The following is a 21,755-nucleotide window of genomic DNA, read 5'->3' as shown; positions in this document are numbered from 1 at the left end:
AAGTCATGACCGATATCGAGCGGCACTCCTACGACGTCGTGGTCGTCGGCGCCGGCGGCGCCGGGCTGCGCGCCGCGATCGAGGCGCGGCTGGCCGGCAAGCGGACCGCGATCATCTGCAAGTCGCTGTTCGGCAAGGCGCACACCGTGATGGCCGAGGGCGGCGCCGCGGCGGCGATGGGCAACGTCAACCCGAACGACAACTGGCAGGTCCACTTCCGCGACACCATGCGCGGCGGCAAGTTCATGAACCACTGGCGGATGGCGGAGCTGCACGCCAAGGAGGCGCCGGAGCGGATCTGGGAACTGGAGACGTACGGCGCGCTGTTCGACCGTACGCCGGACGGCAAGATCTCCCAGCGCAACTTCGGCGGGCACGAGTACCCGCGGCTGGCGCACGTCGGTGACCGCACCGGCCTGGAGCTGATCCGTACGCTGCAGCAGAAGATCGTGTCGTTGCAGCAGGACGACTTCGCCGAGACCGGCGACTACGAGGCGAAGATCAAGGTCTTCGCCGAGTGCACCGTGACCGAGCTGCTCGTCACCGACGGCCGGATCGCCGGCGCCTTCGGGTACCAGCGGGAGTCGGGCGAGTTCGTGCTGTTCGAGGCGCCCGCGGTGGTGCTGGCGACCGGCGGCATCGGCAAGTCGTTCAAGGTGACCAGCAACTCCTGGGAGTACACCGGGGACGGGCACGCGCTCGCGCTGCGCGCCGGGGCGAAGCTGCTGAACATGGAGTTCGTGCAGTTCCACCCGACGGGCATGGTGTGGCCGCCGTCGGTGAAGGGCATCCTCGTCACCGAGTCGGTCCGCGGCGACGGCGGCGTACTGCGCAACTCCGAGGGCAAGCGGTTCATGTTCGACTACGTGCCGGACGTCTTCCGCAAGCAGTACGCGGAGACCGAGGACGAGGGCGACCGCTGGTACACCGACCCGGACAACAACCGGCGGCCGCCGGAGCTGCTGCCCCGGGACGAGGTGGCCCGCGCGATCAACGCCGAGGTCAAGGCCGGGCGCGGATCCCCGCACGGCGGCGTGTTCCTGGACATCGCGTCGCGCCGGTCCGCCGACTACATCCACAAGCGCCTTCCGTCGATGTACCACCAGTTCAAGGAACTGGCGGACGTGGACATCACGAAGGAGCCGATGGAGGTCGGGCCCACCTGCCACTACGTGATGGGCGGCGTGGAGGTCGACCCGGACACCGCTGCGGCGGCAGTACCGGGGCTGTTCGCGGCGGGCGAGGTGTCCGGCGGTATGCACGGGTCGAACCGGCTCGGCGGCAACTCGCTGTCCGACCTGCTGGTGTTCGGCAAGCGGGCCGGCGAGGGCGCGGCGTCCTATGTGGACGGTCTGGCCGAGCGGCCGGCGGTCGCGCAGGCGGACGTCGACGCGGCGAGCGAGGAGGCGCTGGCGCCGTTCGCCCGGGAGGGCGGCGAGAACCCGTACGAGGTGCACTCCGAACTCCAGCAGACGCTGAACGACCTGGTCGGCATCATCCGCCGGGAGGAGGAGCTGACCACCGCGGTCAAGCGGATCGCCGAGCTGCGGGCCCGGGTCGACGCGGTCGCGGCGCCGCCGGGGCGCAAGTACAACCCGGGGTGGCATCTGTGCCTGGACCTGCGCAACATGCTGCTGGTCGGCGAGTGCGTCGCGCGCGCCGCGCTGGAGCGGCAGGAGAGCCGCGGCGGCCACACCCGCGACGACTACCCGGGCATGAACCCGGAGTGGCGCAAGGTCAACCTGGTCTGCTCGTCCTCCCCCGCCGGCGACGTCGACGTGGTACGCCAGCCGATGCCGGTGATGCCGATGGGTCTCCAGCACCTGTTCGACCGGGCCGAGCTGGCCAAGTACGTGACCGAGGAGGAGCTGACCGCGTACGACGCCGCGCCGTCCGGGGACGGGGCCGCCGACGAGGAAGAGGAGAACTGATGGGCACCCAGCGCCACTTCCGGATCTGGCGGGGCGACGACGAGACCGGCGACCTGGTCGACTTCGACGTCGAGGTCAACGAGGGCGAGGTCGTCCTCGACATCGTCCACCGGGTGCAGGCCACGCAGGCGCCGGACCTCGCCGTACGGTGGAACTGCAAGGCCGGCAAGTGCGGCTCCTGCTCCGCCGAGATCAACGGCATGCCGAAGCTCATGTGCATGACGCGGATGAGCACGTTCGGGCGTGACGAGACCGTCACCGTCACGCCGCTGCGTACCTTCCCGGTCATCCGCGACCTGGTCACGGACGTCTCCTTCAACTACCGCAAGGCGCGGGAGATGCCGGCGTTCGCGCCGCCGGAGGGCGTCGCGCCGGGCGAGTACCGGATGCAGCAGGTCGACGTGGAGCGCTCGCAGGAGTTCCGGAAGTGCATCGAGTGCTTCCTCTGCCAGAACACCTGCCACGTGGTGCGCGACCACGAGGAGAACAAGCAGGCGTTCTCCGGGCCGCGGCTGTTCATCCGGGCCGCCGAGCTGGACATGCACCCGCTCGACGCGAAGGACGACCGCAAGGAGGTCGCGCAGGCCGAGCAGGGCCTCGGGTACTGCAACATCACCAAGTGCTGCACCGAGGTGTGCCCGGAGGGCATCCACATCACCGACAACGCGATCATCCCGATGAAGGAACGCGTCGTCGACCGGCGGTACGACCCGATCTTCTGGTTGGGCCGCAAGATCTTCCGGCGCCCCGGCATGCCGGAGAAGCCCGCCGACGGCCGGCGCGGCTGACCCACGCACGACGGACGGCCGGCGTACCCGAGGGTGCGCCGGCCGTTCCGCGTCTTGACCCTCACACCGTGTCAGCCGGTGTACTGGCCGGCATGGTCACCTACGTCGGCTCCGGCCCGTACTGCTACGCCAACTCCGTCGCGATGGCCCTCGCCGGGGCCGCCACGCCGGACCTCGTCGAGTTCCTGACCGGGTCGGCGTTCGGCTTCGAACTGCTGGGCGGCACGCTGCCGCTGTTCGACCCGTACGGCTGGGATCCGGAGGCGGGGCTGGACCAGGCGCTCGACCTGCTCGGTTTCGCCTGCGACCGCACCGACGGCGGTACGCCCGCCGACGCGCTCGCCCGGCTCCGCGCCGCCGTCGCCGACGGCCCCGTGGTCGCCGGACCCCTCGACATGGGCCTGCTGCTGTACCAGCCCGGCACGCCCACCGGCGTCATCGACCACTACGTCCTCGTACTCGGTGTCGACGGCGACACGGTGCGGCTGCACGACCCGCACGGCCACCCGTACGCCACGCTGCCCGCCGACGCGTTCGTCACCGCGTGGCGCGGCGCCGGCGTGCCGTACCTGACGGCGGAGTACCGGATGCGGTCCGGTTTCCGTACGGTGCGGGCGGTGTCGGCGGACGCGGCACGGCACGCGTCGCTGGCGTACGCGGCGGCGTGGCTGTCCGACGGGCACCGTCCCGCCCCGCCCGGCACCCTCGGTGGCGCCGCCGGCCTGCACCGGCTCGCCGACCAGGCCGACGCCGGGCTGCCCGACGACACCCGCGCCCACTTCACGTACTTCGCCGTACGCTGCGGCGCCCGGCGGCTGTCCGACGCCGCCCGGCACCTCGCCGAACTCGGCCGCACCGACGCCGCCGCGACCGCCGACGACCAGGCCCGACTCGTCGGCGCGCTCCAGTACCCGCTGGTCACGGGCGACGACGCGGCGGTCGCGGCGATCCTGCGCGACCTCGCCCCGACGTACGCGACGCTGCGCGCGGCGCTCGGCTGAACCCGCGCCCCGTCAGGGGCCGGCGAGGGCGACGGCGGACGCGACGTACCGGTCGGTGACGCGGTCCTGGACGCGACGGGCGGGCGCCGCGCCGAGCCGCGCGTACCAGGCGGCGGGGCGGCTGAACGCGGTGACGTGGAAGTACACGTCGTCCTCGGCGGTCCACTCGGCGAGGAAGGACTCCTCGCCACGCTCGGGGTGGCCGGGCAGCGTGCCGAAGCCGAAGCCATACCGGTCGGGCTCGTCGACGAACCAGACGATCCGGCACGGTGCGGACAGCCGCAGCGGGCCGAACCCGATCCCGGTCACGAACCGCAGACCCGGCGTCGGCGGCCCGTCCACCCGTACGGTGAGGCCGGCGTCGCGGTGGATGCGCCAGTCGGCCATGCCCGCGACGAGCCGGTGGAACGGCTCCGGTCCACTGCCCAGCCGTACGGTCCGGCGGACGTGCCGGTAGCCGGTCGGCAGCGCACCCGCCCGCGTCGCACCGACCTCCGGGTACGTCGGGTCGTCCGTCACGACACCAGGTACGGCGGGAGCGCGGCGGCGAGCGGCGCGTCCGCGGGCAGCCACGGCACGGTGTCCAGGCCGTCGGCCGCCAGCCAGCGCAGCTCCGCGTGCTCCAGCGCCCGCGGCTCGCCCTCCACCAGGCGGGCCAGGTACAGGCGGAGGACCGCGCCGTTCACCATCGGGACGTCGGCGCCGATCCGGGACAGCACCGCCACCCGTACGCCCAGCTCCTCCTCGCACTCGCGGACCAGCGCGTCGTGCTCCGACTCGCCCGGCTCGACCTTGCCGCCCGGGAACTCCCAGCGGCCGGCGGCCGCGGCCGGGGTGGCGCGCTGCGCGGCCAGGACCCGCCCGGCACGCACGATCGCCGCGCCGACGATCACGCCGGTACCGCGCACGGGGGCGGTGTCCGGATCGGGTTGCGGAATGCTCGTCACGGGCCACAAGAGTGCCAGATTTCCCTGGCCGAAGCGCGAAGCCTCGGGTGCAATCTGATGGTTTGGCCGAAAAGTGGGCGTGGACATCACGGGAAGATAACGGCACACTCAAGCCACCAACCGTCAGCGGCGAGTCGAATGGCCGGTCACGAACCGGTCACCGAGAGCGCCTCGAAGGGGCCGTATGTCCACACTCAACGACGAGATCCTGCGCGAGGCACTCGCGCAGTTGGACGGATGGCAGGGAGACCGCGGCGGCATACACCGCACCCTCGACATCACCGAGTCACAGCACGCCGAACTCACCGAACGGATCAAGGTCGTGGCGGACGCCATGCGGCTGCGCCCCGACCTGCACCGTACGGACGGCTGTACCCAGATCGGCCTGGACCCCGTCGACGGCGACGTGCTGACCACCGCCCAGGTCGCGCTCGCCGCACGTATCGAGGACGCGTACCGGACGATCGCCGGGCCGTTCCAGGCACCCCCGCAACGGCACTCCCGCGTGTGGTTCTGGCGCCGCGGCGCCGACGACCACTCGGTCAGCGACACCGCCTGACGCGCCGGCCGCGCCCGGTCAGGCGCCGTCCGCGGCCCGCCGGATCGCGGCCACGTCCAGGCGCTTCATCTGCATCATCGCCGCGGTGGCGCGCGCCGCACGGGCCGGATCCGGGTCCTGCAGCAGCGCCATCATCTCCGTCGGCACCACCTGCCACGACACCCCGAACCGGTCCTTCAGCCAGCCGCACGGACCTTCCTCGCCGCCGTCCGTCAACGCCTCCCAGTACCGGTCGGTCTCAGCCTGGTCGGCGCAGTTGATCTGGAACGACACCGCCTCGGAGAACGTGAACTCCGGCCCGCCGTTCAACGCCACGAACCGGGTACCGTCCAGCTCGAACGCGACCGTCAGTACGGTGCCGGCCCGGTCCGGCACGTTGTCGGCGTACCGGGAGATCTCGACGATCCGGGAGTTCGGGAAGACCTTCGTGTAGAACTCTGCCGCCTCCTCCGCCTGGGTGTCGAACCACAGGCACGGGTTGAGCTTGTCCATCGTCGGCTCCTCTGCGTCACGCGCGGCCGCCCACCGGCCGTCACAGGTACAGACGACGACACCACCGGCGAGTCATCGGCGTACCGGCGAACCGTTCGCGTCACCCGTACGCGGTCAGGCGCGGGCCGTACCGCGGAGGCCGCGGACGAGCCGGCGCAGCAGGCGTACCCGACGGTCGGGCACGAACCGGCCACCCGCCTCCGCCAGCCACTGCTGGAACCGCGGATCGCCCAGGTCGCGGCCGGCACCCAGGTGCGCCGCGACGGCGAAACAGATGCGGCGCGCCGCGGCCGGATCCGGCGCCAGGACCATGCTCTCCGCCCAGCGGCGCCGGCCCCGGACCGTGATCTCCACCGGGCGGGGCAGATCCGCCACGTACCGGACGAGGACGGCGACGGGGGTGAGCAGGGCGCGCGCCGCCTGCTCGATCGCGACGACCACCAGCAGCGGCACCGCGATCAACAGGCACGCCAGCGCCAGCGCGTCGATGTCGCCGTCCGCCGCGTCGAGCACCACCGTCAGCGGCCGGCTGCACCGGCTGCCCCGCCACGGCGCCCAGCGTGACCAGACCCGCCACCGTCCGCCGCCCGCCATCCGTCCCCGCACGGTCCTGGAGACTAACCTCCCCCGGCTACTCCTCGACCGCGCCGCCGACGCGCCGCAGATGCTGCCGGAACGTGTACGAGGGGTCGTCGGCGCGCCGCGCCAGGTACTCGTCGAACGCGGTCTGGCGGCGCAGCGTGTCCCCGGCGCGGATGCGGTCGGCCTGGTCGCGCTCGGTGCGGTGGATCCGCCGGGCGGCGTCGAGTGTCCGCTCGACGTCGCCGGCGGGGACGAACACCACGCCGTCGTCGTCGCCGAACACCACGTCGTCCCGCACGATCAGGTGCCCGCCGAACCGCGCCGACACCTGAGTCTCCGGGCCCGCCGGGTCCAGCCGTACCGGGCCGGCGGGGAGGCTGCCGTAGCTGAACACCGGGACGGCGATGTCGACCAGTTCGGCGGTGTCGCGGTGCAGGCCCCACACGACCAGGCCCGACACCCCGGCGGTACGCGCCTCCAGTACGGTCAGGTCGCCGATGCACGCCTCGTCCGTACGGCCGCCGTTGTCGACGACGAGAACGTCACCCGGCTCGGCCCGGCCGTACGCCTCCAGGAACGCGTCGACGCTGCCGTGATGCCGTACCGGAAGGGCCCGGCCGGCGACCCGGTGACCGCGCACGACCGGCCCGATCCCCGCCGGTGCGGCACGCAGCGGTACGCCCGCGCGCAGGCACGCGTCGGCCACCAGCGGCGTCGACAACCCCGCGAACTCCGTCAGCACGGCGCCCTCCCGTCGTCCGGTCGGATCCTAGCCAGCGGGCGGACGCAGCCGGTCGGCGCGGGCGTTCAGGTACCGCTGCTCGGGCAGGCTCGTACTCAGGCGCGCGGCCAGCAGGTAGTCGGCCCGCGCGGCGTCGCGGTCGCCGGCCAGCTCGGCCAGGTGCGCGCGTACCGCGGGGAGCCGGTGGTGGCGGGCCATCCGCGGGTCGTCGGCGAGACCGTCGAGCAGCGCGAGTCCGACCGCGGGGCCGTGCACCATCGCCGCCGCCACCGCACGGTTCAGCGTCACCACCGGGTTCGGCGCCAGCCGCGCCAGCAGCGTGTACAGGCCCAGGATCTGCGGCCAGTCCGTCTCCGCCGCCGTCGCCGCCTCCGCGTGCACCGCCGCGATCGCCGCCTGTATCTGGTACGCCCCGATCGGCGCGCGGGACAGCGTCGTCGTGATCAGCTCCGTACCCTCGTCGATCGCGGCGCGGTCCCAGCGGGTGCGGTCCTGCTCGGCCAGCGGCACCAGGTCACCGCCCGCCCCGGTACGTGCCGGCCGGCGCGCGTCGGTCAGCAGCATCAGCGCCAGCAGCCCGGAGACCTCACCGTCGTCCGGCCGCGCCGCGTGTACCGCGCGGGTCAGGCGGATCGCCTCGGCGGCCAGCTCGACCCGGTGCAGGTCGGCACCGTCGCTCGCGGTGTACCCCTCGTTGAAGATCAGGTAGAGCACGTGCAGCACGGTGCGCAGCCGGTCCGGCAGTTCGTCCGGCGGCGGCGGGTCGAAGTGTGCGCCGGCCGCCCGGATCCGTTGCTTCGCCCGGCTGATCCGCTGCGCCATCGTCGCCTCCGGTACGAGGAAGGCGCGGGCGATCTGCGCGGTGCCGAGGCCGCCGACGGCGCGCAGGGTGAGCGCGACCTGGGACGGTTCGGGCAGCGCGGGATGGCAGCAGAGGAGTAGCAGGGTCAGCGTGTCGTCACCGGCCGGGCCGGGCTCCGGCGGGTACTCCAGCCGGGCCGCCGTCTCCTCGCGGCGGGCCCGCGCCCGGTCGCTGCGGATCCCGTCGACGAGCCGCCGGGACGCCACCCGGATAAGCCACGCCCCCGGATCCTCCGGTACGCCCTCCTCGGGCCACTGCCGTGCGGCCGCCAGCAGTGCCTCCTGCGCGGCGTCCTCGGCGGCGTCGAAGTCCCGGTACCGCCGCACCAGCGCGGCGAGGACCCGCGGCGCCAGCCGACGCCACAGGTCCCCCGACGCCTCGGTCACATCTCCTCACCGCCGAGGTCCATCACCGGCCGCAGCTCCACCGCGCCGCCGTACCGTGCCTCGGGGAAGCGGCCGGCGATCTCCTCCGCCCGCTCGCGCGTGGCGCAGTCGACGAGGAAGAACCCGGCCAGCTGCTCCTTGCTCTCCCCGTACGGGCCGTCCGTGGCCAGCGGCCCCCCGTCCGCCGACCGTACGGTCCGGGCGGTGGCCGGGTCGGCGAGCGCCGCGCCGCTCACCAGTTCGCCGGAGTCGTTGATCTCGGTGAGCAGCGCGTCCAGGTCCGCGGCCAGCGCGGCGCGCCGGTCCTCCGACAGCGCCTGCCCCGCCGCCGTACGCAGAAAGATCGGATGTCCCCAGCTCTGCGCGTTCGCGTAGATCAACACCAGGTACTTCATCGCCCGGCTCCCTTCACGTGTGACGATGTGCCGTCCCGAGGTCGGAGCGGGCGCGACGATCTCGACAACCGCACCGTACCGATTTCCCGGCGACGGATGTCGAGACGCGACCCACTGCGCCGACGTATCGGCGACGACCGAGGAGGTTCACCATGCGGGAGCACGATCTGCGGTCGGCCGACGGCCGCACCCTGCACGCGTACGACACCGGCGGCGACGGGCCTGCCGTCTTCTGGCACCACGGCACCCCCAACATCGGCACCCCGCCCGCCCCGCTGCTCGCCCCCGGCCTGCGCTTCGTCTCGTACGACCGGCCCGGGTACGGCGGATCCGACCCGCACCCCGGCCATACCGTCGCGTCGGTGGCGGGGGACGTCGCGGCCGTCGCCGACGCGCTCGGCATCGAACGGTTCGCCGTGCTCGGCCACTCCGGCGGCGGTACCTTCGCGCTCGGCTGCGCGGCGCTGCTGCCCGACCGCGTCACCGCCGCCGTCTCCATCGCCGGCCTCGCCCCGTACGGCGCCGACGGGCTCGACTGGTTCGCCGGCATGTCCCCCGCCGGTACGGCCTCGCTGCGCGCCGCCGCCGCCGGCCGCACCGCCAAGGAACACCACACCGCGACCGCCGAGGACGGCGACCCCGGCTTCGTACCCGCCGACCACGCCGCGCTCGACGGCGAGTGGTCCTGGCTCATCTCCGTCGTACGGCCCGCGATCGCCCGCGGCCCCGGCGCGCTCATCGACGACGACCTGTCGTACGTGGCGCCCTGGGGCTGCGACCCCACCACCATCACCGCGCCCGTCCTGCTCCTGCACGGCGGACTCGACCGGATCGTCCCCGCCGGACACGGACGCTGGCTCGCCGACCACGTACCCGGCGCCGACCTGCGGCTCCACCCCCACGACGGCCACATCTCCGTACTCCACCACGCCGCCGCCGCACTCGACTGGCTGCGTACCGCCGTAGACGGGGACGCGCGATGGACCGCCACGGTGGGCCGGGGCGCGCGATGAGGCTCAGGTCCGCCACGGTGGACGGGAACGCGCGAGGAGCAGCGAGACCGCCACGGTGGGCGAGAACGCGCAAGGAGCAGCGACACCGCCACGTCGGGCGAGAGCGCGCGATGAGCAGCGAGACCGCCACGGTGGACGGGGGCGCGATGAGGCTCAGGCCCGCCACCGGTGGGCGGGGACGCGCGATGAGGCCCAGATCCGCCACGCTGGGCGGGGGCGCGCGATGAGCAGCGAGACCGGCGCCCTGCTCGCCAGCCTGGGCGACCAGCGGAAACACATCCTCGGCGCCCTCGACGGGCTCGACGAGGACGCGCTGCGCCGCCCCGTCCTGCCCTCCGGCTGGAACTGCCTCGGCCTCGTCCGGCACCTCAGCCTCGACGTCGAACGCCTCTGGTTCCGCGTCGTCACCGCCGGCCGCCCCGACCTCCTCGTGCCCGGGGACGCCTGGCATGCCGACGACCAACCCGCCGCCGCCGTACTCGACGGGTACCGGCAGGAGATCGCCGCCGCGGACGCCGTCATCGCCGCCACCCCGCTCGACCGGGCGCCCGCCTGGTGGCCCGACGACGCCTTCGGCGACTGGCGACTCGCCGACCTGCGGGAGACGATCCTGCACGTCATCACGGAGACCGCCACGCACGCCGGCCACCTCGACGCGGCCCGCGAACTCCTCGACGGCCACCGCTGGCTCGTCCTCACCTGAGCGACCGGCCGGGGTCCGCCACCAGACGGACCCCGGACCGCCGAGACTGCCCACTGGTCAGAATTCTGACCGGTCGACAGGCTGGGATTCATGGAGACGATCCCGATCACGGAGGCCAAGGCCCGCATCGCGGAGCTCACCGACCGCGTCGCGCGCGAACACGACCACTTCACCATCACCCGGAACGGCCGCGCCGACGTCATGCTCATCTCGGTCGCGGAGTACGAGTCGCTGCAGGAGACGATCGACGTCATGGCGGACTCCGACGCACTCGCCGATCTCCGCGAATCCCGCGAAGACTTCACCGCCGGCGACACCGTCCCACTCGACCAGGTGCGCGCCGAACTGGCCGAGCGACGGCGCCAGACCGGAGGTGAGCACCCCCGCCGAGAACGAACCGTACGTCATGCTGTTGTCCCGCCGAGTGCGGCGGAACGTGTACGAAGACCTGCCACTCGACGTCGCGGCCGCCGCGCTGGAAACCATCGAGCGGACCATCGCCACGAATCCCCGACGCGCCGGGAAGCCGCTGGACGAACCGTTCGACGGCTACTATTCCGCGCGCCGTGGGACCTACCGGATCATCTTCAAGATCGACGAGACCAAGCATGCCGTCGAGATCCACTCCACCCGACACCGACGCGACGCGTACCGCCCGTGACCGGGGTCAGACGTTGAAGCGAAACTCGACGACGTCGCCGTCCTTCATCACGTAGTCCTTGCCCTCCATGCGGACCTGACCCCGGGACTTCGCCTCGGCCATCGAACCCGCCGCGATGAGGTCGTCGTACGAGACGATCTCGGCCTTGATGAAACCGCGCTGGAAGTCGGTGTGGATGACGCCGGCCGCCTCCGGCGCGGTCGCGCCACGGCGGATCGTCCAGGCGCGGGACTCCTTCGGACCGGCGGTCAGGTACGTCTGGAGACCGAGGGTGTTGAAGCCGACCCGGGCCAGCTGCGACAGGCCCGACTCCTCCTGCCCCATGCCCTGCAACAGCTCCAGCGCCTCGTCGTCCGGCAACTCGACGAGTTCGGACTCGATCTTCGCGTCGAGGAAGATCGCCTCCGCCGGCGCGACCAGCTTGCGCAGCCCGTCCTTCGCGTCCTCGTCGGTGAGCTGGTCCTCGTCGACGTTGAACGCATACAGGAAAGGCTTGGCGGTGAGCAGGTGCAGCTCCCGCAGCGGCTCCGGATCGAGACCCGCGGCGAACACGGTGCGGCCGTCGTTCAGGACCGCCTTCGCCTCCTCGACCGCGGCGACGGTGGCCTGCTTGTCCTTCTGGAGCTTCGCTTCCTTCGTCAACCGGGGCAGTACCTTCTCGATGGTCTGCAGGTCGGCGAGGATCAGCTCCGTGTTGATCGTCTCGATGTCGTCGTGCGGCGACACCCGGCCGTCCACGTGCGTCACGTCGTCGTCGTGGAACGCGCGGATCACCTGGCAGATCGCGTCCGACTCGCGGATGTTCGCCAGGAACTTGTTGCCCAGCCCCTGACCCTCGCTCGCGCCCCGCACCAGACCCGCGATGTCCACGAACGTCACCGTCGCCGGCACCACCCGCTCCGACGCGAACATCTCCGCCAGTACGCCCAGGCGCTCGTCCGGTACGCCGACGACGCCCGTGTTCGGCTCGATGGTCGCGAACGGGTAGTTCGCAGCGAGGACCTCGTTCCGGGTCAGCGCGTTGAACAGGGTGCTCTTGCCGACGTTGGGCAGGCCGACGATGCCGATCGTGAGACTCACAGCGCGCCAGTGTACGTGTGCGCGATCGGGCGGTGGGCGGAGCGGGCGGGGCTGGAGTACAGCGGGGTCACCGCCATGATCAACTTTGCTGGAACCACTCGATTGTTCAACAATTGGACAATGACACTGTTGAACAATTGAACAATGAGACAATTGAACAATCTGCGCTGACGGTCGTGTCCGAAACCCGCGAGCCGTCACCCCGGCCCGGTGTCAGGATCGGATGCGTGAACGCACTCCCGGACTTCGAGCACTGCTATCGCGCGGTGGCGAGCCGCGACCGCCGGTTCGACGGCTGGTTCTTCACGGCGGTGACGTCGACGAAGATCTACTGTCGGCCGAGTTGCCCGGCGCAGACGCCGAAGCGGATGAACGTCCGGTTCTACCGGTCGGCGGCGGCGGCGCAGCGGGCGGGGTTCCGGGCGTGCATGCGGTGTCGGCCGGATGCGGCGCCGGGTTCGCCGGAGTGGGATGCGCGGGCGGATGTGGCGGGTCGCGCGATGCGGTTGATCGCGGACGGTGTGGTGGACCGGGACGGGGTCGCGGGGTTGGCGCGACGCCTCGGGTACACGGAGCGGCATCTGAACCGGTTGTTGTCGGCGGAGGTGGGTGCGGGGCCGTTGGCGTTGGCGCGGGCGCAGCGGGCGCAGACGGCGCGGATCCTGATCGAGACGACGGAGCTGGGGCTGGCGGAGGTGGCGTTCGCGGCCGGTTTCGGCAGCATCCGGCAGTTCAACGACACGGTTCGCGCGGTGTACGGCGGGACTCCGTCGGAGCTGCGGGCGGCGCGCCGGCCGACGGCGGTGGTACCGCAGCAGGGGTGGACGACGGTGCCGGTGCGGCTGGCGTACCGGGAGCCTTTTGCGGCGGGTGAGCTGTTCGCGTTCCTGGGTGCGCGGGTGTTGCCGGGTGTGGAGGGGTTGGCGGACGGGACGTACCGGCGGGCGATGCGGCTGCCGCACGGCGCGGGCTGGGTGGCGTTGACGCCGGCGGACGGGTACGTGGCGGCGACGTTGCATCTGGCGGACGTCCGGGATCTGTCGCCGGCGGTGTCGCGCTGCCGGCGGCTGCTGGACCTGTCGGCGGACCCGGACGCGGTCGACGGCGTACTGGGTGCGGATCCGGCGCTGCGGGCGGATGTTGCGGCCGTGCCGGGGGTACGGCTGCCGCGGTCGGTGGACGGGTTCGAGATGCTGTGCCGGGCGATCGTGGGGCAGCAGGTGTCGGTGGCGGCGGCGCGCAGCATCCTGGGCGCGCTGGCGGCGGCGCTGGGCGAGAGGGTGGACGCGGAGGGGTTGACGCACACGTTCCCGACGCCGGCGGCGGTCGCGGAGGCGCCGGACGAGTTGCTCCCGATGCCGAACGCGCGGCGGCGGGCGCTGCGGGCGGCGGCGGCGCTGGCCGCGGAGGGTGCCGTGGACCTGAACGGTGGCGAGCCGGCGGACGTGGCGGCCGCGTTGCTGGCGGTGCCGGGCATCGGCCCGTGGACGGTGAGCTACGTGATGCTGCGCGGGTTGGGTGAGCCGGACACGTTCCTGGAGGGCGACCTCGGCGTACGGCGGGGTGCGGCGGCGCTGGGCCTGCCGGACGCGCCGAAGGCCCTGGCCGTACGGGCGGGTGCGTTCCGCCCGTGGCGGTCGTACGCGGTGATCCGGTTGTGGCGGCACGCCGCGCAGGCGGCCGGCCGGGCGAGTGGGGGCTGACGTGCCGGCGACGACGTTCACGGTGCCGACGCCGACGGGACCGTTCACGGTGCTACGGGACGCGGACGGCGCGGTGTTGGCGAGCGGCTGGACCGACTCGGTGGACGCGCTGGTCGGCCTGCCGCATCCGACGCTGCGCCCCGACTCGGTGGTACCGGGTGAGCCGGGTGCGGTGGGCGCCGCTGTCCGGGCGTACCTGGCGGGTGAGGTGGGTGCGATCGACGCGGTCCCGGTGCGGCAGCGCAGCGGCGAGTTCCTGACGTACGCGTGGGACGTGTTGCGCGGGGTGCCGGCGGGTGTGCCGCTGACGTACACGGCGTACGCGGCGCGAGCGGGGCGGCCGGACGCGGTGCGGGCCGCGGCGAACGCGTGTGGGCGCAACGCCGCCGCACTGTTCGTTCCCTGCCACCGCATCCTGCGTACGGACGGGTCGTTGGGCGGGTTCCGGTGGGGTCTGCCGGTGAAGCGCTGGCTGCTGGCGCACGAGGCGTCCGCCGCCGGAACGGGCGTGTGACCGGCGCAAACACTGGCCGCCGGGCTCTACAGTCGCGGCATGAGCTGGCAGGGGTACCCGACGCCGCCGCCCACGGTGCTGGACATGGGGAAGGGCAACTGGGTCATGATCGTCCTGACGCTGGTGGTGTGCGGCGGGATCGGCGGGGTCGCCGTGGTGTCGTCGATCATCGGCCTGGCGTCCGGCGGGCCCGTCGGCGGCCAGCTCGTCGGCGGCGCGATCGGCACGGTCTTCCTGGGCATCGGCGTGCTGCCGCTGATCATGTACCGACGGCTGACCCGCCCACGCCGCGTGATCATCGACGGCTACGGGGTGCGCTGGGACGACCCGAAGGGCGCGCCGTGGCTGATGCCGTGGGGTGACCTGGCGGCGGTGGCGGTGTCGACGGCGACGAAGGTCAGCGGCGTCGGTTCGGGCCTGATCACCCGCCGGACGCTGGTCCGGATCGACCTGTACCCGCGGGACGCGAGCGTGTACCACCGGCATCCGGAGATGCGGCACCTGTGGGGCGTCGGCGGCGTACGCAACGGGTACCGGCTGCCGCTCGGGCCGCGCGGTGCGTACGTTCCGCCGCTGGACGCCGGGCTGCGTACGTTCGGGCCCGCCGGGGTGTACCGCGGGGTGGTGGACGAGGGCATCGCGCTGGGCTTCCAGTACAGCTGACGGGATCCGTTGTCCCGCAAGGGTTTGCGTGCGGGCCGGACCGCAGCGGGGGCCCGGGAGTTCCAGTGACTCTCGACACAGCTGCACCGGGGCGCACGCGAAATTCACGAGGGGGTTGTCGGCAGTACCCGATAACGTCGGATCGTGCCCTCCCTCTCATCGACCCCCAGCAGCAGTACGTCCAATCCCTTACACAATCTGTGGCGAATCAGGCACTATCTGCGGCCGTACCTGCCGCACATGATCGTGATGCTGGTCGCCGCCGGGCTGGCGGTCGGGGCCAGCATCGTCGTTCCGATGGTGATGCAGCGGGTGGTGGACGGGCCGGTGCGGCACCACGACCCGGGCGGGCTGATCTGGTTCGGGCTGGCGGCCCTGGCGCTCGGCGCGCTGGAGGCCCTGATGGTGTTCCTCCGCCGCTGGACCCAGTCGTACGCGTCGCTGTCGATGGAGGCCGACGTCCGCGACGAGCTGTACGGGCACATGCAGAAGCTGCCGCTGACGTTCCACGACCGGTGGCAGTCGGGGCAGCTGCTCTCGCGCGCCATCACCGACATCGGTGTCATCCGGCGCTTCCTGTCGTTCGGCGTGATCTACCTGATCGTCAACGTCTGCCAGTACGTGGTGGTCGTGGTGCTGCTGATCCGGCTGTACTGGCCGCTCGGCACGCTGGTCGCGCTGTCCGCGGTGCCGCTGTTCCTGATCAGCCGGGGCTTCGCGCGGCGGTTCCTCACCGTCTCCCGGCAGGTGCAGGACTCGCAGGGCGACCTCGCGACGTACGTGGAGGAGTCGGCGCACGGCATCCGCGTGATCAAGGCGTTCGGCCGGCGGCACCACATGTTCACGCGGTTCACCGCCAACGCCGACCGGGTGTACGGGCTGGCGGTGGAGCGGGCCCGGCTCGACTCCCGCTTCGCCCCGCTGTACGAGCTGATTCCAAACCTGTCGCTCGCGGTGATCGTCGTCGTCGGCGCGGTGGCGGTGGTGCAGGACCACCTGACGCTGGGGCAGCTCGTCGCGTTCGCCACGTTGCAGATGGGTCTGGTGTGGCCGGTCGAGTCGCTGGGCTGGATCCTGGCCACCGGGCAGGAGGCGATGACCGCCGCCGACCGCATCTACGACGTGTTCGACACCGAGCCGACGGTCGTGGACCGGCCGGGCGCGGTCGACGTGGACCGGGCGTCGGTGACCGGCGCGGTGCGGTTCGAGGGCGTGCGCTTCGGCTATCCGGAGGGCGACCGGGACGTACTCGCCGGCATCGACCTGGACATCGCGCCGGGCGAGACGATGGCGCTGGTCGGCGTGACCGGTTCGGGCAAGACGACGCTCGTCTCCCTCGTCCCCCGGCTGTACGACGTGACCGGTGGGCGGATCACGCTGGACGGCCGCGACGTCCGGGAGTACACGCTGGATTCGTTGCGGCGCACGGTGGCCACCGCGTTCGAGGAGCCGATCCTGTTCTCCATGAGCGTCCGGGAGAACCTGGCGCTCGGCCGCCCCGACGCCACCGACGCGGAGCTGGCGGAGGCGCTGCGCGTGGCCCAGGCCGAGTTCGTGTACGAGCTGCCCTGGGGTCTCGACACCCGCGTCGGCGAGCAGGGGCTGTCGCTGTCCGGCGGGCAACGGCAGCGGCTCGCCCTGGCCCGCGCGGTCGTGTCCCGGCCGAAGGTGCTGGTGCTGGACGATCCGCTGTCCGCGCTGGACGTGAACACCGAGGCGCTGGTCGAGGAGGCGCTGGCCCGGGTACTCGCCGGCACGACCGCGCTGCTGGTCGTACACCGGCCGAGCACGGTGGCGCTGGCGGACCGGGTCGCGCTGCTGGAGGACGGCCGGATCACCGCGGTCGGCACGCATTCGGAGCTGCTGGCCACGGTGCCGAGCTACCGGGCGGTGCTGTCGGCGACCGCCGACGAGGACGAGGACCTGGCCGGTTGGGCCGACCAACTGCCCGAGGGACGGGGGGTGGCGGCCCGATGAGTACGGAGAAGCCCGCGGTGCCGGCGGAGTTGGACATCGAGGCGTGGCGCGGGGTCGCCGCCGAGGAGAACGCGGAGCGTACCGCCGCGGAGGCCACCGACAAGCAGTCCGTACGGGCGCTGCGGTCGCGCAGCATGCGGCTGCTCGGCTCGCTGGTACGGCCGCACCGCGGGCTGTTGACGTTCGCGGTGGCGATGCTGCTGGTGCAGAACCTGGCCGGGATGGCCGGGCCGTACCTGGTGCAGTTGGGTATCGACCGCGGCATCCCGCCGATCCGCGACCACCGCGACTACGGCACGCTGGTCGGCATCGGCGTGGCGTTCGTGGTCGCCGCCGCCGGGGCGTACGTGACGAAGCGCGTGTTCCTGATGCTGTCCGGCCGGATCGGCCAGTCGATGCTGTTCGACCTGCGCCGCCGGGTGTACAAGCACTTCCAGAAGCTGTCGCTGTCGTTCCACGAGCGGTACACGTCGGGGCGGGTGATCGCGCGGCTCACCTCCGACATGGACTCCATCTCGGAGATGATCGACGGCGGCATCGACAACCTGGTCCTCGCCGGGCTGAACGTCGTCAGCGTCGCGGTGATCCTGCTGTTCCTGGACTGGCCGCTGGCGCTGGTCACGCTGTGCTCGTTCCCGTTCCTGCTGTGGCTGTCGGCGTGGTTCCGCAAGCAGTCGTCCCGGGCGTACCGGCGGACCCGGGAGACGGTGTCGCTGGTGATCGTGCACTTCGTCGAGTCGCTGGGCGGCATCCGCGCGGTGCACGCGTACCGGCGGGAGCCGCGCAACCAGGAGATCTTCGAAGCCGTCAACCACGAGTACAAGCGGGCGAACCAGCGGGCGTTCCGGCTGATCGCGATCTTCTCGCCGGGCATCAAGCTGGTGGGCAACGTGACCATCGCCGTCGTCCTGACGTACGGCGGGTACCGGGTGCTGCACCACCAGGCCGAGATCGGCGTACTCGCCGCGTTCGTGCTGTACCTGCGGAAGTTCTTCGAGCCGATGCAGGACCTGTCGATGTTCTACAACAACCTCCAGTCGGCGACCGCGGCGCTGGAGAAGCTCTCCGGCGTACTGGCCGAGGAGCCCGACGTACCGGAGCCGGCGACGCCGCGCGCGCTGCCGTCGTCCCGGGGCGAGCTGCGCTTCGAGAACGTGGAGTTCGGCTACCGCGCGGACCGCAAGGTACTGCCGGACCTGTCGCTGACGATCCCGGCCGGGCAGACGGTGGCGGTGGTCGGCGCGACCGGCGCCGGCAAGACGACGATCGCCAAGCTCGTCTCCCGGTTCTACGACCCGACCGGCGGCCGGGTCACGCTCGACGGGGTCGACCTGCGCGAGCTGTCCGAGGCCGACCTGCGCCGCGCCGTCGTCATGGTCACCCAGGAGAACTTCCTGTTCACCGGCACCGTACGGGACAACATCGCGTTCGGCCGGCCGGAGGCGGACGACGCGGAGATCGAGCGGGCGGCGCGGGCGATCGGCGCGCACGAGTTCATCAGCGCCCTCCCCGAGGGGTACGACACGGACGTGGCGAAGGGCGGCGGCCGGCTGTCGGCGGGGCAGCGGCAGCTCGTCGCGTTCGCCCGCGCGTTCCTGGCGGACCCGGCCGTGCTGATCCTCGACGAGGCGACCAGTTCGCTGGACATCCCGTCGGAACGGTTGGTACAGCGGGCGCTGCGGACGATCCTCGCCGACCGTACGGCGATCGTCATCGCGCACCGACTGTCCACAGTGGAGATCGCCGATCGGGTGCTGGTACTGGACTCCGGCATCGTCGTCGAGGACGGCACGCCCGCCGAGCTGATCACCGGCACCGGCCGGTACGCGGACCTGCACCGCCAGTGGGAGGACTCCCTCGTCTGACCGGTAGCGGCCGGCCGGTCACCGCACCGGCCGGCCGCTACGGGTGGCTGACGACGAGGACGCCGTGCGCGGGTCCACCGAGCGCCTCGTACAGGTGGGGGACGTCGCCGGGGAAGCGGACGAAGTCGCCGGCGGACAGCTCGACCGGGGCGTCCGCCGGGCCGACGCGCAGCCGGCCCTCGGTCAGCAGCAACGATTCGACGACGCCGGCCGGGTGCGGGTCGGCGTGCCGGGCCGTGGTCGCGAAGTCCACGTCGTACAGCTCGGCGAGGCGGTGGCCGTGCACCCGGTCGAGCAGCCGCGCGGACACGGCACCGCGCACCTTCGTACCGCCGCCGGCGCGGATCACCTCGACGGGCGCGGTCGTGCGCGCGCCGATCAGGTCGCCGAGGGCGCTGCCGAGCGCGTCGGCCAACGCGTACAGCGTGTCGATGGTGGGGTTGCCGCGGCCGGCCTCCAGCTTGGTGAGGGTGGCGCGGGCGATGCCGCTGCGGTCGGCGAGCGCGGCCACGGACAGCCCCTGCTTCTCGCGCAGCGCGCGGAGGTTGGCGGCGATGGTGACCGCTGGTGTGGACGACATGGCGTCACTATAGTAGCCACCCATGAGTACTAAAGGAGTCAGGCTGGCGCGTCGCATGGTGGACGTCGCCGGGTTCGGCATCGACCGGGTCGCCCGCTCCGCCGACAGCGGCCCCACCTCCGCATGGCCGGTACTGCGGCTGGAGAACCTGGACACCGACCTGCCGTTGCCGCCCGAGGCGCTACCGGTGACGCGGGAGGCGCTGGCCACCCCGCGCGCCAACTCGTGGCTGCCGTTCACCGGTGACGACGACCTGCGCGCCGCGGTGTCCGACCTGCTCGTCGACCGCACCGGCCACCGGTACGACCCGGGCACCGAGATCGTGATCACCTCCGGCGGCACCGAGGGCGTACTCGACAGCCTGCTCGCGACGGTGGACCCGGGCGACGAGGTGGTCCTCACCGACCCGACGTACGCCGGGCTGGTGAACCGGGTACGGCTGGCCGGCGGGGTGCCGCGGTTCGTGCCGTTCCGGGTGACGGCGGACCGGGAGTGGCAGCTGGACCGGGAGGCGCTGGCGGCGGTCGTCACGCCGCGGACCCGCGCGCTGCTGCTGATGAGCCCGTCGATGCCGTCCGGCGCGGTACTCGACGAGGAGGACTGGCGGCAGGTCGCCGAGCTATGCGAGCGGCACGACCTGCTGCTCGTCTACGACGCCGCGATGGAGTCCCTGCTGTACGACGGCCGCACCCTGCTGCATCCGGTACGCCGGGACGGCATGGCCGGGCGCACCCTCGTGGTCGGCTCATTGTCGAAGGAGTTCCGGATGATCGGCTGGCGGGTCGGCTGGGTGGCCGGACCGCGCGCGCTGATCGACGGCGTCGGCTGGGCCCACGTGTACAACACGACCACGCCGGTCGGGATCGCCCGCGCCGGCGCCACCGCCGTACTCCGGGGCGACCACGGGCACGTCGCCGAGTGCGCCGCCGAGCTGGAACGCCGCCGTGACACCATTCTCGCCGCCCGACCCGACCTCCCCTTCGTACGCCCGGCGGGTGGGTGGTCGCTGCTGCTGGACGTGGCGGCACTCGGCCGGGAGCCGGCGGAGGTGTCGGCCGCGCTGCTGCGCGAGGGCGCGGTCGCGGCGACCCCGATGACCGGGTGGGGCGCCGACGTCGCCGCCCGGTACATCCGGTTCGTGTACAGCGCGGAGCCCGTCGAGGCCCTGCGTACGTTGCCGGAACGGCTCGCCGCCGCCAGGCTCTGACCGCACCCGCCGCGGTGGCCGAACGGGCGACCCGGGGCGGGCCGACGGACCACAACCGTGGCTGGGCGGCGGGTGTTCCTGCCCCGCCGCCCGGACGGACCATGAGGACGATCCTCGTACGGCGGCCCCGCGCTGCGACCCCCTCGTGCGACGAAACCTCGGCGAGGAGGAGCCATGCGCACGGCGTACCGGGTGTTCGCGTACCTGATCGCGGTGGAGGTCGTGGTGCAGGCCGCGGTCATCGCCTACGGGGTGTTCGGGCTCGGGAAGTGGATCGACGACGGCCACGTCGTCACGAAGCACAACGCGGACTCCGGCTCGATCACCGGCAGCGCCGGGTTCGTGATCCACGCGGTCAACGGCGAGCTGCTCGTCCCGCTGCTCGCGATCGTGCTGCTGATCCTGTCCCTGTTCGCCCGGATACCGGGCGGGGTGAAGTGGGCCGGCCTGATCCTGCTGCTCGTGGTGGTACAGGTGGCGCTCGGCCTGCTGTCGCACGCCGTACCCGGACTCGGCGCGCTGCACGGCATCGACGCGCTCGCCATCTTCGGGGTCGCCGCGGTCGCCGGCTACCGCGTACCGCGGCACCGTCCGGCGGACAGCCGGCCGGCCGAACAGCCCTCCGGTACGCGGGTCTGACCGCGGAACATCGGGCCACCTGAGGAAACCCGTCGCCCGGACCCCGGTCGGTCCCTAGCATCGGCACATGACCGATACGCGCAGCGCCAGCGCTCGCGTCCCCGAGAAACCCACCCTGGACGGGCTGGGCGAGAAGTGGACGCGACGCTGGGCGGAACTGGGGACCTACACCTTCGACCGGCGTAAGACCCGGTCGGAGGTATTCGCCATCGACACCCCGCCGCTGACCGTATCGGGCTCGGTACACATCGGCCACGTCTTCTCGTACACGCACACCGACACGGTGGCGCGCTTCCAGCGGATGCAGGGCAAGGAGGTCTTCTACCCGGTCGGCTGGGACGACAACGGCCTGCCCACCGAACGCCGGGTGCAGAACTACTTCGGCGTCCACTGCGACCCGACCCTGCCGTACGTGGCGGGCTACCGGCCGCCGCAGCAGCAGGTGACCGGGCAGCACGCGCCCGA

The 21,755-nt window shown here is 72.4% G+C and carries 22 protein-coding genes and 3 pseudogenes; 16 read left to right on the top strand and 9 right to left on the bottom strand.

Annotated elements, in window-relative coordinates; genetic code table 11:
* Nucleotides 1-5 precede the first annotated feature (5 nt).
* The 3 genes and pseudogenes from Aru02nite_RS06755 to Aru02nite_RS06745 all read left to right on the top strand — a co-directional run bounded on the left by Aru02nite_RS06755 (nt 6) and on the right by Aru02nite_RS06745 (nt 3,720).
* A complete protein-coding gene (locus Aru02nite_RS06755; RefSeq protein ID WP_203655785.1) occupies nt 6-1,931 on the top strand; it encodes a fumarate reductase/succinate dehydrogenase flavoprotein subunit in 1,926 nt (641 codons plus the stop codon).
* Nucleotides 1,931-2,692 (top strand): annotated as a pseudogene (locus Aru02nite_RS06750) (succinate dehydrogenase/fumarate reductase iron-sulfur subunit); the annotation flags it as partial. The gene Aru02nite_RS06755 and the pseudogene Aru02nite_RS06750, both read left to right, overlap by 1 nt.
* A 95-nt stretch (nt 2,693-2,787) precedes the next feature.
* A complete protein-coding gene (locus Aru02nite_RS06745) occupies nt 2,788-3,720 on the top strand; it encodes a YobF C-terminal domain-containing protein (RefSeq protein WP_239076462.1) in 933 nt (310 codons plus the stop codon).
* 12 nt (nt 3,721-3,732) lie between these two features.
* Here Aru02nite_RS06745 and Aru02nite_RS06740 read toward each other — a convergent pair whose 3' ends face one another.
* Together Aru02nite_RS06740 and Aru02nite_RS06735 are read right to left on the bottom strand one after the other, a co-directional pair.
* Nucleotides 3,733-4,239, bottom strand: coding sequence for a DUF1990 domain-containing protein (locus tag Aru02nite_RS06740; RefSeq protein ID WP_203655782.1), 507 nt, complete (start codon nt 4,237-4,239; stop codon nt 3,733-3,735).
* Nucleotides 4,236-4,667 (bottom strand): (deoxy)nucleoside triphosphate pyrophosphohydrolase, encoded by a 432-nt coding sequence (locus Aru02nite_RS06735; RefSeq protein WP_239076461.1) that lies wholly within the window; start codon nt 4,665-4,667, stop codon nt 4,236-4,238. The genes Aru02nite_RS06740 and Aru02nite_RS06735 overlap by 4 nt, the downstream gene beginning before the upstream one ends.
* 184 nt (nt 4,668-4,851) lie before the next feature.
* Between Aru02nite_RS06735 and Aru02nite_RS06730 the strand changes: the two are divergent.
* Nucleotides 4,852-5,142: pseudogene (locus Aru02nite_RS06730) on the top strand (4a-hydroxytetrahydrobiopterin dehydratase); the annotation flags it as partial.
* Nucleotides 5,143-5,244: 102 nt separating this feature from the next.
* Here Aru02nite_RS06730 and Aru02nite_RS06725 read toward each other — a convergent pair.
* The 5 genes from Aru02nite_RS06725 to Aru02nite_RS06705 form a co-directional block, all read right to left on the bottom strand.
* Nucleotides 5,245-5,718, bottom strand: coding sequence for a VOC family protein (locus Aru02nite_RS06725; RefSeq protein ID WP_203655779.1), 474 nt, complete (start codon nt 5,716-5,718; stop codon nt 5,245-5,247).
* Nucleotides 5,719-5,832: 114 nt separating this feature from the next.
* On the bottom strand, nt 5,833-6,324 hold the full coding sequence (locus tag Aru02nite_RS06720) for a hypothetical protein (protein ID WP_203655778.1): 492 nt from the start codon (nt 6,322-6,324) through the stop codon (nt 5,833-5,835).
* A gap of 25 nt (nt 6,325-6,349) precedes the next feature.
* Nucleotides 6,350-7,042, bottom strand: a complete 693-nt coding sequence (locus tag Aru02nite_RS06715; RefSeq protein WP_203655777.1) for an RraA family protein — start codon at nt 7,040-7,042, stop codon at nt 6,350-6,352.
* Between the two features lie 27 nt (nt 7,043-7,069).
* Nucleotides 7,070-8,290 carry an RNA polymerase sigma factor gene (locus tag Aru02nite_RS06710; RefSeq protein ID WP_203655776.1) on the bottom strand — a complete coding sequence of 407 codons (1,221 nt, stop codon included), beginning with the start codon at nt 8,288-8,290 and terminating at the stop codon, nt 7,070-7,072.
* Nucleotides 8,287-8,685 (bottom strand): YciI family protein, encoded by a 399-nt coding sequence (locus tag Aru02nite_RS06705; RefSeq protein WP_203655775.1) that lies wholly within the window; start codon nt 8,683-8,685, stop codon nt 8,287-8,289. The genes Aru02nite_RS06710 and Aru02nite_RS06705 overlap by 4 nt, the downstream gene beginning before the upstream one ends.
* Before the next feature lie 152 nt (nt 8,686-8,837).
* On the opposite strand from Aru02nite_RS06705, the gene Aru02nite_RS06700 reads away from it, so the two are divergent.
* The 4 genes and pseudogenes from Aru02nite_RS06700 to Aru02nite_RS06685 all read left to right on the top strand — a co-directional run bounded on the left by Aru02nite_RS06700 (nt 8,838) and on the right by Aru02nite_RS06685 (nt 11,062).
* Nucleotides 8,838-9,698, top strand: coding sequence for an alpha/beta fold hydrolase (locus tag Aru02nite_RS06700; RefSeq protein ID WP_203655774.1), 861 nt, complete (start codon nt 8,838-8,840; stop codon nt 9,696-9,698).
* A 223-nt stretch (nt 9,699-9,921) separates the two neighbouring features.
* Nucleotides 9,922-10,401, top strand: coding sequence for a mycothiol transferase (locus Aru02nite_RS06695; RefSeq protein ID WP_203655773.1), 480 nt, complete (start codon nt 9,922-9,924; stop codon nt 10,399-10,401).
* Between the two features lie 90 nt (nt 10,402-10,491).
* A pseudogene (locus Aru02nite_RS36485) lies at nt 10,492-10,647 on the top strand (type II toxin-antitoxin system Phd/YefM family antitoxin); the annotation flags it as partial.
* 190 nt (nt 10,648-10,837) lie between these two features.
* Nucleotides 10,838-11,062 (top strand): type II toxin-antitoxin system RelE family toxin, encoded by a 225-nt coding sequence (locus Aru02nite_RS06685; RefSeq protein ID WP_239076460.1) that lies wholly within the window; start codon nt 10,838-10,840, stop codon nt 11,060-11,062.
* Nucleotides 11,063-11,068: 6 nt separating this feature from the next.
* Here Aru02nite_RS06685 and ychF read toward each other — a convergent pair whose 3' ends face one another.
* Entirely contained in the window at nt 11,069-12,142 is a 1,074-nt protein-coding gene (gene ychF / locus Aru02nite_RS06680) for a redox-regulated ATPase YchF (protein ID WP_203655771.1), read from the bottom strand.
* 227 nt (nt 12,143-12,369) lie between these two features.
* Between ychF and Aru02nite_RS06675 the strand changes: the two genes are divergently transcribed.
* The 5 genes from Aru02nite_RS06675 to Aru02nite_RS06655 all read left to right on the top strand — a co-directional run bounded on the left by Aru02nite_RS06675 (nt 12,370) and on the right by Aru02nite_RS06655 (nt 18,864).
* Nucleotides 12,370-13,845 (top strand): AlkA N-terminal domain-containing protein, encoded by a 1,476-nt coding sequence (locus Aru02nite_RS06675; protein WP_203655770.1) that lies wholly within the window; start codon nt 12,370-12,372, stop codon nt 13,843-13,845.
* A gap of 1 nt (nt 13,846) precedes the next feature.
* Nucleotides 13,847-14,359 (top strand): methylated-DNA--[protein]-cysteine S-methyltransferase, encoded by a 513-nt coding sequence (locus Aru02nite_RS06670; RefSeq protein WP_203655769.1) that lies wholly within the window; start codon nt 13,847-13,849, stop codon nt 14,357-14,359.
* A 39-nt stretch (nt 14,360-14,398) separates the two neighbouring features.
* Nucleotides 14,399-15,022 (top strand): hypothetical protein, encoded by a 624-nt coding sequence (locus Aru02nite_RS06665; RefSeq protein ID WP_203655768.1) that lies wholly within the window; start codon nt 14,399-14,401, stop codon nt 15,020-15,022.
* 141 nt (nt 15,023-15,163) lie between these two features.
* Nucleotides 15,164-16,999, top strand: coding sequence for an ABC transporter ATP-binding protein (locus Aru02nite_RS06660; RefSeq protein ID WP_373324855.1), 1,836 nt, complete (start codon nt 15,164-15,166; stop codon nt 16,997-16,999).
* The gene (locus Aru02nite_RS06655; protein WP_203655766.1) at nt 16,996-18,864 is read left to right on the top strand and encodes an ABC transporter ATP-binding protein; all 1,869 of its coding nucleotides are present in this window, start codon (nt 16,996-16,998) and stop codon (nt 18,862-18,864) included. The genes Aru02nite_RS06660 and Aru02nite_RS06655 overlap by 4 nt, the downstream gene beginning before the upstream one ends.
* 37 nt (nt 18,865-18,901) lie before the next feature.
* Here Aru02nite_RS06655 and Aru02nite_RS06650 read toward each other — a convergent pair whose 3' ends face one another.
* On the bottom strand, nt 18,902-19,444 hold the full coding sequence (locus tag Aru02nite_RS06650) for a helix-turn-helix domain-containing protein (protein ID WP_203655765.1): 543 nt from the start codon (nt 19,442-19,444) through the stop codon (nt 18,902-18,904).
* A gap of 22 nt (nt 19,445-19,466) precedes the next feature.
* Between Aru02nite_RS06650 and Aru02nite_RS06645 the strand changes: the two genes are divergently transcribed.
* From Aru02nite_RS06645 to Aru02nite_RS06635, 3 genes are all read left to right on the top strand, one after another.
* Entirely contained in the window at nt 19,467-20,651 is a 1,185-nt protein-coding gene (locus Aru02nite_RS06645; protein ID WP_203655764.1) for a pyridoxal phosphate-dependent aminotransferase, read from the top strand.
* 174 nt (nt 20,652-20,825) lie between these two features.
* Nucleotides 20,826-21,290 carry a hypothetical protein gene (locus tag Aru02nite_RS06640; protein ID WP_203655761.1) on the top strand — a complete coding sequence of 155 codons (465 nt, stop codon included), beginning with the start codon at nt 20,826-20,828 and terminating at the stop codon, nt 21,288-21,290.
* A 67-nt stretch (nt 21,291-21,357) separates the two neighbouring features.
* The coding region (locus Aru02nite_RS06635; RefSeq protein ID WP_203655759.1) for a class I tRNA ligase family protein at nt 21,358-21,755 on the top strand (398 nt) is incomplete at its 3' end.

The organism is Actinocatenispora rupis (assembly GCF_016861975.1).
Classification (GTDB): domain Bacteria; phylum Actinomycetota; class Actinomycetes; order Mycobacteriales; family Micromonosporaceae; genus Actinocatenispora; species Actinocatenispora rupis.
The sequence above is the reverse complement of the archived record's forward strand: the minus strand, read 5'-3'. Positions and strand labels throughout refer to the sequence as shown.